A 16,441-nucleotide genomic window follows, 5' to 3' on the forward strand; every position below is an offset into this window, starting at 1 on the left:
GGGACAAAGCTCAGCGCGTGACAGGTTCGTCGCGCTTGATGGTCCGCAGCACCACGTTTGTTTGCGCACTGGCAACCGCAGGCAGGCGGAACAGAAACTCCTCAAGAAACCGATTGTAAGCGTCAAGATCAGGCGCCAATACCCGCAGGTGGTAATCCGACTGCCCCGTGGTGGCATAGCATTCCTGAACCAGACGGCTGGTCTCAACCGCCTTGATGAAGTCCGCCAGCTTTTCGCGGTCGTGACGGGTCAGCTGCACATGGACAATCGCGTGAAATCCCAGCCCCATCGCCGCCGCGTTCACCACCGCGCCATAGCGCTCAATGACACCCGCCTCCTCCAGTGCGCGCACCCGCCGCCACAACGCCGAAGCTGACATCCCCACCGCCTCTGCCAGATCCGCATTCGACATCCGCGCATCCTGTTGCAGCAGCGTCAGGATCCGACGGTCCCGATCATCAAGGGTGAGATCATCATCCATGGTAAAATCATCCAAATTCTTACACCACACGGAAATATCATTCATGAATGGAGCAAAACAGAGGTAATCTGGCAAGAATATCCAGACAATGTGGATTATCATTTCGCGCATATGATCGTATCATTGCAAGGGATACTCCAATGACCCAGCTCAGCCACGATTTTCGCAGTTACCAGCTGGATGACCGGTATGAGATGACGACGGGCCGCGTCTTCCTGACCGGCACCCAGGCGCTGGCGCGCGTGATGCTGGATCAGGCACGGCGCGACAGATCGGCCGGATTGAATACCGCAGGCTTTGTATCCGGCTATCGCGGCTCTCCGCTGGGCGGCGTTGATCTGGAATTCTGGCGCAGCCGCACACGCATGGACGCCAATAACATCACCTTCATGCCCGCCGTGAACGAAGATCTGGGCGCAACCGCCGTCTTGGGCGCGCAGCAGGCCATTCTTGACCCTCACTGCGAGGTCGAGGGCGTGTTCTCCATGTGGTATGGCAAGGGACCGGGGGTCGACAGGTCCGGCGATGCGCTGAAGCACGGCAACGCCTATGGTTCATCCGAGAAGGGCGGCGTTCTGGTCGTTGCAGGCGATGACCATGGTTGCGTCAGCTCCTCAATGCCACATCAGTCCGACGTGGCCTTCATGTCTTGGTTCATGCCGGTCCTGAACCCGGCCGATGTCGGGGAATTCCTGCAGTTTGGCGAATACGGCTTTGCGCTGTCGCGCTATTCGGGCACCTGGGTGGGGTTCAAAGCCGTCTCGGAAACCGTGGAAAGCGCACGGTCCGTGGACCTGCGCCCGGACCGCGCTTTCTCCTACCCCGAACTGCCCGATTATCCAGGCGGGCTGCACATCCGCAGATCAGACCTGCCCTCGCCGGAGATTGAGACCCGGATCCACGCCAAGCTGCGTGCGGTGCGTGCCTTCGCCGAGGCAAATCCGATTGATACGCGGATCTACGATCTGCCGGAGGCAAAATTCGGCTTTGTCACCACTGGCAAGGGACATCTGGACCTGATGGAGGCGCTGCGCCTGCTCGGACTTGATGCGGCCGCCTGCAAACGTCTCGGTATTGATATCTACAAGGTTGGGATGGTTTGGCCACTGGCGCGCACCGAGGCGCTGCGTTTTGTAAAAGGCAAACAGGAAGTTCTGGTAGTCGAGGAAAAACGCGGCATCATCGAGAGCCAGTTCAAGGAATATTTCTACGACTGGCCAGGCGACAAACCGGAACGGATGGTCGGCAAACATGACAGTCAGGGCAACCCGCTGATCCCCTGGACAGGTGAGCTGTCGCCTTTGCAGCTGGTGCCGATCGTGGCGGAACGCCTGAACCGGTTCTTCCCAGAGGAAAACCTGTTGGAGCGGGCAGATAGCCTGACCGCCAAGCCCCCTCAGTTGCTGAATATCCCCGGTGCCACCCGCACCCCCTATTTCTGTTCGGGCTGCCCTCATAACACCTCCACTAAACTGCCTGAAGGCAGCAAGGCCAACTCGGGAATTGGCTGCCATGTCATGGCCAGCTGGATGGACCGCGACACCGCCGGTTATGCCCAGATGGGAGGCGAAGGGGTGCCCTGGACAGTTGCCTCGAAATTCAACGGCGGCAAGCATGTGTTCCAGAACCTTGGCGAGGGCACCTGGTATCACTCCGGCTCTCTGGCAATCCGTCAGGCGGTCGCTGCGGGCACAAATATCACTTATAAAATCCTCTATAATGATGCGGTCGCGATGACCGGCGGCCAGCCGGTGGATGGACCGGTCAGTGTCTCAGGCATCGCCCAGACCTGCCGCGCAGAAGGCGTCGACCGGATTGCGCTGGTGTCCGATGAGATCGGCAAGTTCTCCTCCTCCGATTTCCCTGCGGGCACCAGTTTTCACGACCGTGCCGAAATGGACACCGTCCAACGCGAGCTGCGGGAGAACCCCGGCGTTACCGTCTTGATTTACGAACAGACCTGCGCCACCGAAAAACGCCGCCGCCGCAAGCGTGGCACAATGGAGGATCCAAAGCGGTTTGCCTTTATCAATGATCTGGTTTGTGAGGGCTGCGGCGATTGTTCGGTGGAATCCAACTGCCTGAGTGTCGAGCCGAAAGAGACCCCCTTTGGCCGAAAACGCAAGATCAACCTTTCAAGCTGCAACAAGGATTTCTCCTGCCTGAATGGTTTCTGCCCAAGCTTCGTAACCGTGGAAGGTGCAACGCGGCGCAAGAAAGAAATTGCCGCTTTGGACATTGGTACGCTGACCGCTGGCCTACCTATGCCTGCTTTGCCATCGCTGGAGGATCCGTTCGATCTTCTGGTGACCGGTGTCGGCGGTACGGGCGTCGTCACGGTCGGTGCTCTGATCACTATGGCCGCGCATCTGGAAGGGAAAGGCGCCAGCGTCCTGGACTTTACCGGCTTCGCACAGAAGTTCGGCACCGTACTCGGCTACATCCGCCTTTCAAATGAACCGGACGCGCTGCATCAGGTGCGTATCGACCAAAGTGCGGCAGATGCGGTAATCGGTTGCGACGTGGTGGTCAGTTCCGCTCCGAAAGCGTCAGCCCACTATCGCGAGGGCACGAAAATGGTGCTGAACCGCGCCGAAATGCCCACAGGCGATCTGGTCCTGCGCCGTGATGCCGACTTGATGGCCACTCTGCGCGAAAAATCCATCGCCGATGTTATCGGTGCCGACAACCTGTCGGGCTTCAACGCGAATGAAGCGGCAGAAACTCTGCTTGGCGATGCCGTTCTGGCCAATGTCATGATGCTGGGCTTTGCCTGGCAAAAGGGACTGGTTCCGGTCAGCCTCGTCGCCCTTGATCAGGCTATTGTCTTGAACGGTGTTGCGATCGAGAAGAACCGCCTGGCCCTGGCCATCGGGCGGGCCTTCGCTCATGATCCGGCGCGCCTGTCAGATCTCTACTCCGAAGAGGAGGCGCGCACAGAAACCCTGGCCGAGCTGATTGACCGCCGTGCCACGTTTCTGACCGGCTATCAGGATGTTGCCTATGCACAATCTTATACTGCCCAGCTGGAAACCCTGCGCGATGCCCTTCCTGCGGATCGGTCTGAAGAGCTGGTCAAGGCGGCCGCAAGATCGCTGTTCAAACTGATGGCCTACAAGGACGAATTCGAAGTGGCCCGCCTTCTGAGCGACGATCGTTTTACGCATCAGCCCGAAACCGAATTTGAGGGCGACTTTCAGGTGAACTATCACCTTGCCCCGCCGCTCATCAGCCGCAAAACCGATGCGCGGGGCCGCCCCCGCAAAATCCAGTTCGGCGGCTGGATGCGTCCGGCGCTCCGCCTTCTGGCGAAGGGACGCCGCCTGAGAGGCCATCGCTGGAACCCCTTCGGTCATCACGAAGAGGCACGTCTGCACCGCGATCTGCTCAGCTGGTATCAGGGCATCCTCCAGCAGGCCGCCGTACGCTATACAGCAGAGGATCACGACAAATGGCTGTCCGTGCTGACTGCACCGATGGATATCCGTGGATACGGACCGGTGCGCATGGCCGCCGCCGAAAAGACCAGGGCCGACGTCGACAAGCTGCTCACTGCGATGTGAGACCGCGTCTCAGGGGCGCCAGTACTGTTTGGCGTATTCCGCAAATTCGGCCAGCTCTGCGGGGCTGGCCGACTGGCTGGTAAAGACCTCCAGATAAGCCCCCGTCATGCTGAGCCGCTGCTCGTACGGCTCATTAAGGCCCGCCATGTCGTAGCCCAGCTGCATGTAATAGAGCACTTTGGCCCGCGTTTCTGCATCGCGTTCAGGGTAATCATAGCGCCGAAACATCGAGGTCAACGCATCGATCCTGCGGGCATCCGACATGTCCAGAATATTGCGCACATGGCCGGATCTGCGCGCCCAGTCCCGTATCGCGAAATCAAGAGCCGTGTTGAACAACTGCGGGTTCGCCGTACAGCGAAACACATTCAGGACAGCGGCGGTAATGGTCTCTGCCGCAGCTTCAGCCTGCCCCATCAGGCCAACCGTATTGGTCTGTTCCCAATTGGTCAGCAGCGCGTCCAACAGATCCTGCCGTGACTTGAAATACCAATAGAACGAAGACCGAGAAACCCCCATGCGTTCCGCGAGCGCAAGCACCTTGACCTGCTCGACCCCGTCGGTAATCAGCACATCCATCGCCACATTCAGCCAATCTGCACGCGTGACCTTGACGTTGCCAACCAATGGGATGGCTTCGGGATCATCGCGGTGCAGGATCGGTTTTTCAGCCATGGCTGACCTCTGAATACTTGGATTGAAACCTCGGCGGGCGGGCCGTAGACGACACGGATGATCTGCCCGCACAACTTGCCGCTGTTTGTACAGGCTGTCCATCCGGTCCTACAAGTGTTCTCACAATCGGGCGCTTGGGCGCTCGGCGATCCTATCGTACCACGCGCGGGTCGCAGTATTGTCTGCCGGGATACGCATCTTGATGACCCGGGCGAAGTCGACAAAAACAAAGGCGGCAATGTCGGCCAGGGTCAGATCGTCCAAAGCGACAAAGACGCTTTGCTGCAAGCGCGCCTCCAGCAGATCGAAAAACCTCGCAGTTCGGGCAAGACCTCGTTCTGCCAACTCTGGAATCTGAGCATGATTTTCGGGGCCGGGAATGGCCCGGTGGGCAAAGGCCGGGTGGCTGTTTCGCAGCGCTTCGGCGATCGGCAGTCCGCCCTGCGCCTCTACTATCGCATGCCACATCAGGACTTGCCCTTTTTCCGCCGGAGTGCGCCCCATCAACGGCGGTTCCGGGTGGAGCGCCTCCAGATAGGCCGCAATCCCCAGGTTCTCAGTCAAGGTCAGCCCGTCATCCGTCACCAGGACCGGCAGCGTCGCCTGCGGATTGACCGCCCGAAACGCCTCAGACAATTGTTCGCCCTTTGCAATCGAAATGTCGCGCGTCTCGATCTCCAGCCCCTTTTCTGCGATGAACATCCGCGCTCGTCTGGGGTTGGGGGCGGTGCTGCAATCGTAAAATATCATAGTGCGGCCTCTCATCTGCGTTTCGGAACGTCTCAAGCAGCCTAGGTCGCCGGAAGGCCGCGGCGCCAGTCAAACCCGACGTCGCAACCGCAGCTGACACGCGCGGATCAGCTCACACGGCAATAGATGAAACACCGCCCCGGAACCGCCCCCGCTGGCAAAGGCTGTTCCACCAGCGAGTCGAAATACATCCGGTCTGAGGACACCATAAGGCCGCCCACCGCCAGAAGCGGCTCGACCAGAGGCGAGATCATCCTCGCGAAGGCGTCGTTCTTTTCGCGGTCATGCCCGCCCAGGTCGGCGTGGATCAGGCTGGCGCCTCCCGAAAACCGGTCTGCGGCTGCAGGCAGTGTTTCACGAACGTCACCAAGGATGGTCAGATGTTCCGCTGGCGTGCTGTCAGGATGCGAGGCGACGGCGCGCTCGAACACATAGACGTCACGATCACGAATGCGTTCGCGCATGTGGTGAAAGGTACGGCCATTGCCTAACCCCAGTTCAAACACCGGCTCTGTCCGGCCCGCGGTCTGCGCAATAGCCGCATCCAGACAGGCCCGCTGCGACACCATCCGGTCGATAAACAGATCAAGCCGTGTGGTGGTATTCTGCGCGTTCATGACATTCTCCCTTAGATGACCGTGGCAGCACTAAGGCCGCAAGTTGCGACAGCTGTGACAGAGATCGTCGCGAATGTGTAGCATCCGGAAGCTATGCGTCTCTGCGCTTTTGCATGAACCTGGGCTGCTCGCGCGCACTCAATTTTTTGGCATCAATCTTTAGGGTATGGAAATGGGATTTGACTATTGCCCCAGTGGCGCGCGACAGTGGGCGAAAAAAACAGGGGATATGGAACCGCTATGCAAGCGCCGCAACGGCTTGGCGGCTTAGGCTAAATGACGCCTCTGCTGTCTGTCGAGAACCTCAGTATCGGATTTGGCCAGGGTGACCCGGTTGTGAGAGACGTGAATTTTTCCGTCTCCGCAGGTGAAACCGTTGCGCTTGTCGGAGAAAGCGGCTCGGGCAAAACCGTGACCTGTCGTGCTGTCCTGCGGATCCTGCCGAAGGCCGCGCAGATCAGGCAGGGCCGGATCTTGTGGCGTGGCGCCAACGGCGGTGGCGAACGGGATCTGCGCACGCTGGGCGAGCGGCAGATGCGAGACGTTCGCGGCAATGAAATCGCAATGATCTTTCAGGAGCCGATGCGCTCTCTTTCGCCACTGCACAGGATCGGCAATCAGGTTGCCGAAGTACTCTGGCTGCATGGTGGCAAGAGCGAAAGCGCCGCCAAGCGCGAGGTCTTGACCTGTTTTGAACGGGTGGGCTTCCCGGATCCTGAGCGCACCTATAAATCCTATCCTTTTGAGCTGTCCGGCGGGATGCGCCAGCGCGCGATGATTGCGATGGCGATGGTCGCCAAGCCTGATCTTTTGATCGCGGACGAACCGACGACGGCGCTGGACGTAACCACCCAGGCACAGGTACTGGGCCTGATGAAAGACCTCCAGCGCGATACCGGCATGGCGATGATCCTGGTGACCCACGATCTGGGTGTTGTCGCCAATATGGCAGAGCAAGTCGTCGTCATGCACAAAGGCCGCGTCATGGAATCCGGCAGTGCCGAAGCTGTCCTTGGCGCGCCCGCGCATCCCTACACTCAGGCTTTGTTCAGGGCGGCCCCGCAGATCCCCGAGACACCAGAACCCGTCTCCCCTGTGCCGCAGGACGATCTGATCCTTGAACTGCGCAACATTTCCAAGACATACGCGTTGCGGGCTGGCAAAGGCTGGTCTGCGCCCACCCTTATTCATGCCTGCAAAGAGCTGAATCTAGCGCTCCCGCGCGGCAAGACGCTGGCAATCGTCGGCGAAAGTGGTTCGGGAAAGACAACAGCCGCACGTATTGCGCTTGGCGCCGAAGCCCCCGACCCCGGCGGGGAAGTCTTGTTCAGACCCGCAGCAGATGCCGCACCGATTTCTGTTCATGACATGGACCGCAGCAGCCGGACGGCGTTTCAACGAGCCGCCCAGATGGTGTTTCAGGACCCCTATTCATCGCTGTCGCCGCGGATGCGTGTTCAGGATGCCATGACGGAACCTCTGGAGATCCACGGTTTGGGCAATCGCAGCAGCCGCCGGGATCGCGCCGAAGAGATGTTGCGGCTGGTGGGCCTGCAACCTGAAATGCTGCTTCGCTATCCACATGCGTTCTCGGGCGGTCAGCGCCAACGCCTGTCGATCGCCCGCGCGCTGATGCTCGATCCATCGCTGATCGTCTGCGATGAGCCGACATCGGCCCTGGACGTCTCGGTCCAGGAACAGATCCTGCGACTGCTGGAGGACATCCGCGATCAGCAGCAACTGTCCTATCTCTTTATCAGCCACGACCTGGCTGTGGTGGCACGCATCGCCGATGAGGTCGCTGTAATGCGCCGTGGTATGGTGGTAGAACAGGCGCCGCCTGAAACGCTGTTTTACAATCCTCAGCATCCATACACCAAGGCACTGATTGCTGCGCAGCCGGAACCGAGCATCAAGCGCCCGATCAATCTCAAATTGGTAGCACAGGGCGCCGGATCGCCCGACAGCTGGCCAGACCGTTTCAAATTCTCCGGCATCACGGCACCGCCTTTGGTACAAGTGGAGCCCGGACATAAGGTACGTTGTCATGTTTAATCTGCGCTCATCCCTGAAGACCCTCGCAACTGGCGCGGTTCTGGCCCATGCCCTCAGTCTGGCAATGGCCTCGACGGCCCTCGCCACGCCCGCACAACTGATCGAAAGCGGATTTTGGGAACAGGAGGTGCAATCCGGCGACCTGCCGCCCGTCGCCGAACGAGTGCCCGAGGTCCCGTTGATCGTCGATCTGGAAGCCAAGGGCCGTCAGTTCGGGGTCCAGGGCGGCACGCTCAACACCATGGTGACGCGGTCCAAGGACATCCGGCAGATGGTGGTGTACGGCTACGCCCGACTGGCGGGCTATGACGAGACCTATCAGCTACAGCCAGACATCCTGCTGGATTTCGAGGTTGAGGATAATCGCCGCTTCACCTTGAAACTGCGTCCGGGTCACCGCTGGTCAAATGGTGATCCCTTCACCTCTGCCGATTTTGAATACTGGTGGAAAGACGTCGCCAATAACCTGCTGCTCAACCCTACTGGCGCCCCGGATTATCTGCGGGTGGATGGGGCGCTGCCAACCGTCAGTTTTCCTGATGAAACAACCATCATCTACGAATGGGCTGCCCCCAATCCCAGTTTCCTGCACAGTCTTGCGCAGGCCAGCCCGCCCTTCATCTATCGCCCATCGGTCTATCTGAAACAGTTTCATGCCGATTACGCCGACCCCGAAAAGCTCGCTGAGGAAGTGGACTATGCCCGGGTCAAGAGCTGGGCCGCCCTGCACAACAAGCTCGACAATATGTATAAGTTCGACAACCACGAATTGCCGACTTTGCAGCCTTGGATCAATGCAACCTCGGGCAAGAAGATCCGGCATCTCTTCGTGCGCAATCCTTATTACCATCGTGTCGACAGCAAGGGCGTGCAGCTACCCTATATCGACACGGTCGAGATGGAAATCGTGGCAGGCGGCCTGGTCGCCGCCAAGACCAATGCCGGCGAAGCGGACCTGCAAGCCCGCGGACTTGGCTTTCGCGATATTCCGATCCTGCGCAAGGGAGAGAGCGATGGCGCCGCCTACAAGACCTATCTCTGGGGCAATGGAACTGCTTCTCAGATCGCCATCTATCCAAATCTCAACGTAAACGACGACCAATGGCGCCAGGTGCTGCGCGACACGCGTGTACGCCGGGCCCTCTCTGTCGCGATCAACCGGGCCGGCATCAACAAGGCGCTCTATTTCAAACTGGCAAAGCCGGGGGCGATGACGGTGCTTGAGGCCAGCCCCTTCTTTGATCCCGCCCTGCGCGAGGCCTGGGCTCAATATGACCCCGAGCTGGCAAACCAGCTTCTGGACCAAGCCGGGCTGAGCGAGCGTGACAGCTATGGCATCCGTAAACTGCCCGATGGCCGCCCCATGGAACTTGTCGTGGAGACCGCCGGCGAACGTCAGGAGGTAGAAAACGCGCTACAGATCATCTCCGATGACTGGCGCGATGTTGGCGTCAAACTGGTGATGCGGCCCCTTGATCGAGACATCCTGCGCAACCGGGTGTTTTCCGGCACCACAATGGCCTCGGTCTGGTATGGCTGGGACAACGGGCTGCCGCAAACCTATACCTCGCCTGCTTATCTGGCACCGACCGATCAGGTGTTTCTGTCTTGGCCGAAATGGGGCCAATACCATCAGACCGGAGGTGACGTTGGGGAGGCACCGGACCTCGAACCCGCCCAGCGACTGATGGAACTCTGGCACGCCTGGGAAGCCGCAACAACGGACGAAACCCGCACCAAGGTCTGGCAGGAAATGCTGAAGATCCACGCTGATGAAGTCTATGCAATCGGTCTGGTTGCTGCGGCCCCGCAACCTGTTGTTGTCAGCAATCGTCTGCGCAATGTGCCGACAAAAGGCATCTGGGCCTGGGATCCGGGCGCCCATTTTGGCATCTACCGCCCGGATGAGTTCTTCTTCGAAGACGGCAAAGGCTGAGGGACCACGACCAGATGGAGATCCTGCGCTACGCCATCTATCGCTTTGGAACCATGTTGCTGACGCTGCTTGTGGTATCAGTGCTGATCTTCGTCATCATCAACCTGCCCCCCGGTGACTACCTGTCCAACCAGATCGCGGAGCTGCGAGCCTCCGGCCAGTCGTCCGGCGTGGACAAGGCGGAATTCCTTCGCAAGGAATATGCGCTGGATCGCCCGCTGTGGCAGCAGTACATGATCTGGATGGGGTTCATGCCCGGCCCGCATGGGTTCTCCGGGATGATACAGGGTAATTTTGGCTGGTCTTTCGAATTTGACCGCCCGGTTGCCGAGATTGTCGGCGAGAGCCTCTGGCTCACCGTTCTGGTCAATGTAGCAGCAGTGCTGTTCGTCTACCTCGTTGCACTTCCGCTGGGGGTCCTGGCGGCAGCGCGCTCTCGCACCTGGGTCGACTATACCTCTGCCTTTGTTGGATACCTCGGGCTCGCAACGCCGAACTTTCTGCTGGCGCTTATCCTGTTCTATTATGGGCATAAATATTTCGATCTGCCAATCGGTGGCCTGATGGATCCCGCCTATGAGGGAGAGCCGATGACATGGGAAAAGGTGAAATCCATTCTGATCCACCTGATTGTGCCAACCTTCGTGATCGGAACCTCCGGCGCCTCGGCCATGATGCAGCGGTTGCGGGCCAATATGCTGGATGAACTCGGCAAACCCTATGTGGAAACCGCCATAGCAAAGGGGATGGCACCGGCCCGGATGTTGACAAAATATCCGCTGCGTGTGGCCTTCAACCCCTTTGTTGCGGATATTGGCAACCTACTGCCAGCCATGATCTCCGGCTCGGTTCTGGTCTCCGTTGTTCTGGGCCTGCAGACCATTGGGCCTACCCTACTCACCGCACTCAAAACACAAGATATGTTCCTGAGCGGGTTCGTCTTGATGTTCGTCGCACTGCTCACCCTGATCGGGACCATGATTTCCGATGTCTTGCTGGTGATGCTCGATCCCCGCATCCGCTATGAGGAGCGCAAGCGATGAGCACCCAACCCGACAATCGCTACGTCGATACCACGCCCTATGATCCCAATACGGCCCTGCAAGAGCTGGAGCGCAAGGATCTCGACGCCCCCAATTGGGTGTTGATCTGGCGCAAGTTCAAAACGCACAAACTGGGCCTCACCTCGGGTATCTTCCTGCTGGTCTGCTACCTGCTTCTTCCTGTCATCGGCTTCATAGCACCCTACGGCCCGAATGAGCGCGACAGCGAGCATATCTACTCGCCGCCTCAATCCATAAACCTGTTCCATGAGGGCAAGCTGCGCGCGCCGTTTATCTATCCGATGACCTCGGAGGCGGATCTCGAAACCTTTCAATGGGTCTTCAAGCCAGATCTGGAAAACCCGCAACCGCTGCGATACTTCTGCGAGGGTGCAACCTACAAGATTGCCGGGCTGTTCCCCTCCGACACCCATCTGTTCTGCCCCCCCGAAGGCGCAACTCTGTTTATCTGGGGATCCGACCGGCTGGGCCGGGATGTCTTCAGCCGTATTCTTTATGGCGCCCAGCTGTCACTCACCGTGGGCCTGATTGGCATCACCGTCTCCTTTGTGCTGGGGATATTCTTTGGCTCCCTCGCGGGATACTTCGGCGGCAAGCTGGACTGGATGATCAACCGGATGATCGAAATCCTGCGCTCGCTGCCTGAACTGCCGCTGTGGCTGGCGCTCTCCGCCGCTGTGCCATCCAACTGGTCGCCAGTCGCGGTGTTCTTTGTCATCTCAATCATTCTGGGCATTCTTGACTGGCCCGGACTGGCGCGCTCCGTCAGAGCGAAGTTCCTATCCCTGCGCGAAGAAGAATACGTCCGCGCTGCCGAAATGATGGGAGCGTCCTCGGGGCGGGTGATACGCAAACACCTGCTGCCGAATTTCATGTCACATCTTATCGCCTCTGCTGCCCTGTCGATCCCGGCGATGATCCTTGGTGAAACGGCGCTCTCGTTCCTTGGCCTCGGTTTGCGCGCCCCGGCCGTTAGTTGGGGCGTCATGCTGAACGACGCGCAAAATCTTGCTTCGATCGAGATTTACCCATGGACCGCTATTCCCATGCTTCCGATCATCATTGTTGTGCTTGCATTCAATTTCCTCGGCGACGGATTGCGCGACAGCCTCGATCCCTACCAGCAATAACCCCCAGGTGATCAACTGACCCGCGAAAGGAGAGCCCAATGCAGGCGCTACCAGACCCTGAAACCTACTCCGTGATCGCAGGTGCTCGCTGGCCCAGCTGCTATGCTGTTTCGGAACTGGCCAACCGCTCGCTGGCTGCGGTCGGGGTCGCCCTAGCCGAACTGATGACCGCGATGAACCTCGACACCGAAGATCTGGCCGTTACCGTCGATCAGCGCCGGGCTGCGCTCTGGTTTCGCTACAGCTTCCGTCCCATGGGCTGGGAGATGCCCAATCTCTGGGACCCCTTGGCCGGCGATTATCGCACAGCCGACGGATGGATCCGGCTTCATACCAACCTTCCCCATCATCGCGACGCGGCGCTAGCGACCCTCGGCTGCCAACCTACCCCGGAGGCGGTACGCGACGCTGTTGCTAGCCGATCCGCGGATACGTTGGAACAGGCCATCGTTGGTGCGGGCGGTGTCGCGGCAGCGATGCGCAGCCATGCCGACTGGCACGCCCATCAACAGGGGCAGGCAGTCGGTTCCGAGCCCTTGATCGCCTGGGGGCGGCCCCGTCACATCAACCTTCGAAAGCATCCATTGGCAACAGGGGCTCGGCCTTTGGCGGGACTGCGGGTGCTGGACCTCACGCGGGTGCTGGCAGGCCCCGTAGCGACCCGGACCTTGGCCGCCTTCGGCGCTACTGTCCTCAGGATTGATCCGCCGGGCTGGGACGAACCCGGCGTGCTTCAGGATATCTCGCTGGGCAAACATATGGCGTCATTGGATCTGCGCTCCGCCAGCGGGCGTGATCGCTTTGAAACTCTGTTAGCCGACGCCGATGTTCTGGTGCATGGCTTTCGTCCCGGCGCGCTGGACGGGCTGGGATATGATACCGCAAAGCTGCAGGAACTCGCGCCGAACCTCATTGATGTGCGCCTGAATGCCTATGGCTGGACCGGCCCGTGGGCGCAGCGCAGGGGATTTGACAGCCTTGTGCAGATGAGCAGCGGGATCGCCGAACGTGGGCGCCAATGGGTCGCCGGATTTCCATCCACATCTGACCCCGCGGCAAAACCGGTTCCGCTCCCTGTACAGGCACTGGACCACGCGACCGGTTATCTGATGGCCGCAGCAGTTCTACAGGCATTGAGCAAGGCAAGCAGAGGCGAGCCTGTTGCCGATGCGCGCCTGTCGCTGGCCCGCACCGCGCATGAGCTCACATCCCTAACCGACTGTCATGGCGATGACAGCGCACCCGGCCAGGAACTGGCGGGCGCAGTCGATCACGACTTCTCACCGGAAGTGGAGCAGACAAGCTGGGGACCCGGACAGCGGCTGCTTGCGCCGCTGGCGGTTGGTAAGACGCAGATGCAGTGGGTCCAGCCCGCGACGGCATCAGGAACAGCAGCGCCGGACTGGCCGCGCTGATCTCCTAGCGATCGTCACCGTCGCCATCGTTCACATCCATCAGATCCTCATCGATGGCCGCCTGAACAGCCCCGACAGCCAGATCGCGCTTCTCTTTGGGGGTTTGCTCGACCTGATCCCCAGCCAAACGCACGGTAACCTCGCGATGGGCAAATTTGATACCTTCGCGCGCAAAGAGATCGCGGATTTCCTGAAACACCTTCTTGCGCACCAGCCATTGGTCGCCAGGCTTGGTCATGAATTTGACCCGAATGATCATTGCAGAATCCTGCATCTCGATCACACCCTGCGACTTCAGCGGCTGTATGAAGGTGTCTCCGATCACCGGATCATCCAGCAGCTCTTGCCCCAGTTTCTTGATGAGTTTGCGAACCTTTTCCACATCGGTGTCATAGGTCACCCGTAGCGGCAGCTTCATCATGACCCAGTCGCGGGAATAATTGGTCAGCACGCGGATCTCACCAAAGGGAATGGTGTGCAACGCTCCCAGGTGATGGCGCAACTGAAAGGATCGCACCGAAATACGTTCGACCGTGCCTTTGACATCGCCGATATCTATGTATTCGCCTTTGCGGAAGGCGTCGTCCACGAGGAAGAAGGCACCCGAAAAGATATCCCGGACCAGGGTCTGCGACCCAAAACCCACCGCCAGACCGACTACACCGGCACCGGCGAACAACGGGCTGACGTTGATCCCCAGTTCCAGCAGAACGATCAGGATGATGGAGACCACGACAACCGCCAAGATCGCGCCTCGGAACAGCGGCAACAGGGTTGCCAACCGGCTGGCACCGCCCGCGCCGCCCTCGTCCCCTAATTCGCCAACCGGCATGTCGCCAACCTCTTCGTCGATCTTGCTGTCGATCCAGATCCGGGCGATGTGGTAGACAATATAACCGATGAACAGGATCACGATTATATCGCTCATCCGGTCCAGACGGGAGTTTTCCATCCAGGCTGCTTCGGGGTTCCAGATCGTGACCATGGCGAGAAAGCCGACGGTAAAGGCCAGTATACCGGCGATGCGGCGCGCGAGATCTTCGAAAGTGGCTATCGGGTGCCGCTGCTGTTGCGGAAGCATCTCGGCATCGTCGTCGGTCTCTGCGTCACTGTCTTCGTCGCTTCCATCGGCAGCGTTGACCAGCACCCGTCGCTGCGACCGATTGAAGAAGCGTTCGATCACATAGTTGATGAGGCCGTAGACAACCAGAATAGAGGTCAGCACCGAATAGCTGCCCGCCATGAGCGGCAGCGACATATCGCGCTCCAACACCAGATCGAAGGCCAGCTCCAGCCATCCAAATATGATGTAGACCACCAGAACAGGTGCCCAGGCAACAGACAGAAGCCGGACGAGCCAGGAGCAGGTTTCCGGGGCGCGGCCTGCACGTATGGCGTTGGAAATGGGTCGCGCATTGATCACAACCATCAACAGATTGCCGAACGTGCCAACCAATGCCAACACGCCATAGACAAGCGCATATACATTGTAATTGAGCCCGAAATCGCCAACCCAAGTCGCAAAAAGCACCGAACAGATATCGTAGGTCGCCAGCCCGGAGGCCCAGAAATACAGACGCCGAGCGTCCCGGTCTGAGAACACAGGAATGCGGTATTGGCTGAGGTAAGGCGACAGCACCATGCGCCACAGGTCCGAAACTGTCCGCGACAAGAAAAACGCCGTGTAGATCGCGGTGACGGTGAATTTCACCGATGAATTGCCGGAAGTTCCGAAGATGAGATAGGACGTCAGCAACGCAAACGCCATGGCTACAATTGTACCGCCGACCCCCATAATGAAACGGAAGACCAGGAACGGCATTTTATCCTGATAGCCTTCGGGCTGTTCCTTGATCCGCGACACCACATGTTTCTTGGCGATACGCTTGCCGTAAATCTCGACCGAGACCCAGCGACCGATGAACAGCAGAAACAAGCTCCAGCCGAGCACCTTCACGTAGGTGATAATGCGGCCATCCGGGCTCGTCTGTCGCAGGATGTACTGCACCTCAAAGATCGAATAGGGCATCGCCTCCAGACGACTTTTCAGGGCATCCCCGAATTGCTCCACCTCCGATTGCGCTTTCATCAGCGCCGAGGCCCCTTCCATCTGATCCGTGGCGGGAACAGGTATCGTTCCACCCTGCGCATCCGAGGGCGAAACCAGCTGGCCGCGAGCATCAACGATGATGACGCCGACGCCGCTCTCAGCTGCCTGCTCAATCGCCTTGGCTAGATCATCCCCACCCTGAGGTGACGTCGATTGCGCCCATGTTGCTGCCGGACCAAAGGCAGCCACAACCAGCGCCAGCGTCAAACAGACAAGATACTGCGATACCATTCGCCACATGAGAACAACCCGATTTTTTGGAACCATCCCTTCACCAAGGCCGCAAAACGGTGAAAATATCAAGTCTTTGCACCTTGGCACGGCGTTTCAGTGGTGAAAGTGCGGTTCGCAAGCGCTTGATTGCAACTTATACCTCTGCACGTTATAGAAAATTCAGCGTACCACACAGAGCGCAAGAGGGCAGACCACGCGGACGGGCGCAGGATGCCACCTTCGACGTTCTGGATCTGACGCAACGATGATCTGTGCCTTGGCCCGTAGCGTGTCAGGCTGAGCAACCTGAGGCGATACTATGCTGAGGCGGACCCTGGCCGAGCTGTTACGCACAGCCGCTGATGCGGAGGATGGGCACCCGTGTCCAGAACATCTCTGCACGTCCTCCCGACTTGGGTTTCCCGGTGTTTC

Annotated in this window: 11 protein-coding genes; 6 read left to right on the forward strand and 5 right to left on the reverse strand. The window is 59.2% G+C overall.

Annotated features, from left to right (window positions below; genetic code table 11):
• Nucleotides 1-10: 10 nt before the first annotated feature.
• The gene (locus tag VWZ81_RS13490) at nucleotides 11-481 is read right to left on the reverse strand and encodes an Lrp/AsnC family transcriptional regulator (protein ID WP_340544400.1); all 471 of its coding nucleotides are present in this window, start codon (nucleotides 479-481) and stop codon (nucleotides 11-13) included.
• 140 nt (nucleotides 482-621) lie between these two features.
• On the opposite strand from VWZ81_RS13490, the gene VWZ81_RS13495 reads away from it, so the two are divergent.
• Nucleotides 622-4,044, forward strand: coding sequence for an indolepyruvate ferredoxin oxidoreductase family protein (locus VWZ81_RS13495; RefSeq protein ID WP_416543318.1), 3,423 nt, complete (start codon nucleotides 622-624; stop codon nucleotides 4,042-4,044).
• A 9-nt stretch (nucleotides 4,045-4,053) separates the two neighbouring features.
• On the opposite strand, the gene VWZ81_RS13500 is transcribed toward VWZ81_RS13495, so the two are convergent.
• From VWZ81_RS13500 to VWZ81_RS13510, 3 genes are all read right to left on the reverse strand, one after another.
• Complete coding sequence (locus VWZ81_RS13500; RefSeq protein WP_416543319.1) at nucleotides 4,054-4,719, reverse strand: TetR/AcrR family transcriptional regulator; 666 nt, start codon at nucleotides 4,717-4,719, stop codon at nucleotides 4,054-4,056.
• 120 nt (nucleotides 4,720-4,839) lie between these two features.
• Nucleotides 4,840-5,469: a glutathione S-transferase family protein gene (locus VWZ81_RS13505; RefSeq protein WP_416543320.1), complete on the reverse strand. Its 630-nt coding sequence runs from the start codon at nucleotides 5,467-5,469 to the stop codon at nucleotides 4,840-4,842.
• A 107-nt stretch (nucleotides 5,470-5,576) separates the two neighbouring features.
• Complete coding sequence (locus tag VWZ81_RS13510) at nucleotides 5,577-6,086, reverse strand: class I SAM-dependent methyltransferase (protein ID WP_416537232.1); 510 nt, start codon at nucleotides 6,084-6,086, stop codon at nucleotides 5,577-5,579.
• 276 nt (nucleotides 6,087-6,362) lie between these two features.
• On the opposite strand from VWZ81_RS13510, the gene VWZ81_RS13515 reads away from it, so the two are divergent.
• Genes VWZ81_RS13515 through VWZ81_RS13535 form a run of 5 tightly spaced genes read left to right on the forward strand, consistent with a single transcriptional unit; the run spans nucleotide 6,363 to nucleotide 13,686 of the window.
• On the forward strand, nucleotides 6,363-8,141 hold the full coding sequence (locus VWZ81_RS13515) for an ABC transporter ATP-binding protein (RefSeq protein WP_340544393.1): 1,779 nt from the start codon (nucleotides 6,363-6,365) through the stop codon (nucleotides 8,139-8,141).
• Entirely contained in the window at nucleotides 8,134-10,077 is a 1,944-nt protein-coding gene (locus VWZ81_RS13520; RefSeq protein WP_416543321.1) for an ABC transporter substrate-binding protein, read from the forward strand. Before VWZ81_RS13515 ends, VWZ81_RS13520 begins: the two co-directional genes overlap by 8 nt.
• Nucleotides 10,078-10,091: 14 nt before the next feature.
• Entirely contained in the window at nucleotides 10,092-11,120 is a 1,029-nt protein-coding gene (locus VWZ81_RS13525) for an ABC transporter permease (RefSeq protein WP_340544391.1), read from the forward strand.
• Complete coding sequence (locus VWZ81_RS13530) at nucleotides 11,117-12,271, forward strand: ABC transporter permease (protein ID WP_416536500.1); 1,155 nt, start codon at nucleotides 11,117-11,119, stop codon at nucleotides 12,269-12,271. Before VWZ81_RS13525 ends, VWZ81_RS13530 begins: the two co-directional genes overlap by 4 nt.
• Nucleotides 12,272-12,309: 38 nt before the next feature.
• Nucleotides 12,310-13,686, forward strand: a complete 1,377-nt coding sequence (locus tag VWZ81_RS13535) for a CoA transferase (RefSeq protein ID WP_416543322.1) — start codon at nucleotides 12,310-12,312, stop codon at nucleotides 13,684-13,686.
• A 4-nt stretch (nucleotides 13,687-13,690) separates the two neighbouring features.
• On the opposite strand, the gene VWZ81_RS13540 is transcribed toward VWZ81_RS13535, so the two are convergent.
• Nucleotides 13,691-16,036: a mechanosensitive ion channel domain-containing protein gene (locus tag VWZ81_RS13540; RefSeq protein ID WP_416543323.1), complete on the reverse strand. Its 2,346-nt coding sequence runs from the start codon at nucleotides 16,034-16,036 to the stop codon at nucleotides 13,691-13,693.
• Nucleotides 16,037-16,441: the final 405 nt, after the last annotated feature.

Source organism: Phaeobacter sp. JH20_34, from assembly GCF_048056095.1.
Classification (GTDB): domain Bacteria; phylum Pseudomonadota; class Alphaproteobacteria; order Rhodobacterales; family Rhodobacteraceae; genus Phaeobacter; species Phaeobacter bryozoorum.

What these genes read in the sequence shown, in the direction of transcription:
- VWZ81_RS13515 (WP_340544393.1), top strand. Translation starts at nt 6,363, where the DNA reads ATGACGCCTCTGCTGTCTGTCGAGAACCTCAGTATCGGATTTGGCCAG.
- VWZ81_RS13530 (WP_416536500.1), top strand. Translation starts at nt 11,117, where the DNA reads ATGAGCACCCAACCCGACAATCGCTACGTCGATACCACGCCCTATGAT.
- VWZ81_RS13540 (WP_416543323.1), bottom strand. Translation starts at nt 16,036, where the DNA reads ATGTGGCGAATGGTATCGCAGTATCTTGTCTGTTTGACGCTGGCGCTG.
- VWZ81_RS13500 (WP_416543319.1), bottom strand. Translation starts at nt 4,719, where the DNA reads ATGGCTGAAAAACCGATCCTGCACCGCGATGATCCCGAAGCCATCCCA.
- VWZ81_RS13505 (WP_416543320.1), bottom strand. Translation starts at nt 5,469, where the DNA reads ATGATATTTTACGATTGCAGCACCGCCCCCAACCCCAGACGAGCGCGG.
- VWZ81_RS13510 (WP_416537232.1), bottom strand. Translation starts at nt 6,086, where the DNA reads ATGAACGCGCAGAATACCACCACACGGCTTGATCTGTTTATCGACCGG.
- VWZ81_RS13495 (WP_416543318.1), top strand. Translation starts at nt 622, where the DNA reads ATGACCCAGCTCAGCCACGATTTTCGCAGTTACCAGCTGGATGACCGG.
- VWZ81_RS13535 (WP_416543322.1), top strand. Translation starts at nt 12,310, where the DNA reads ATGCAGGCGCTACCAGACCCTGAAACCTACTCCGTGATCGCAGGTGCT.
- VWZ81_RS13520 (WP_416543321.1), top strand. Translation starts at nt 8,134, where the DNA reads ATGTTTAATCTGCGCTCATCCCTGAAGACCCTCGCAACTGGCGCGGTT.
- VWZ81_RS13490 (WP_340544400.1), bottom strand. Translation starts at nt 481, where the DNA reads ATGGATGATGATCTCACCCTTGATGATCGGGACCGTCGGATCCTGACG.
- VWZ81_RS13525 (WP_340544391.1), top strand. Translation starts at nt 10,092, where the DNA reads ATGGAGATCCTGCGCTACGCCATCTATCGCTTTGGAACCATGTTGCTG.